The organism is Colwellia sp. BRX10-4 (assembly GCF_014077465.1).
GTDB lineage: Bacteria > Pseudomonadota > Gammaproteobacteria > Enterobacterales > Alteromonadaceae > Colwellia_A.
The window spans coordinates 1-294 of record NZ_JACGVZ010000137.1; the positions used below are offsets into that span (position 1 = coordinate 1).

Sequence of the window (294 nt, forward strand, 5' to 3'; positions counted from 1 at the left end):
TAGGCGTTATAGCGCAAAGGAACTGTATATGAATTCATCAGCTATCAAATTGAAAAACACGCCTAATGCAATAAAGGAATTCTTAGATGTTGCTTTAAAATCTAAACCGATGTTTATTGCTTATCAACTTATAGTTTTAGCTATTTTTATTGTAGTTATTACTTTAGAAAACAATAATGTTACCGACAGAATAGTTGTTAATTGGGTGTGTGGTATCGCTTTAATATCTAGTGTTACTTATTTATCTCTAGCACCTTGGATCTCAAATATAGTAAGGGCGGCTACTTTTATTGG

At 31.6% G+C, this 294-nt stretch carries 1 protein-coding gene; it reads left to right on the plus strand.

Annotated features, from left to right (window positions below; translation table 11 throughout):
* Positions 1 to 28: 28 nt before the first annotated feature.
* Positions 29 to 294, plus strand: a 266-nt coding sequence (locus tag H4J67_RS20160; protein WP_182204951.1) for a hypothetical protein, incomplete at its 3' end; no start/stop codon positions are given.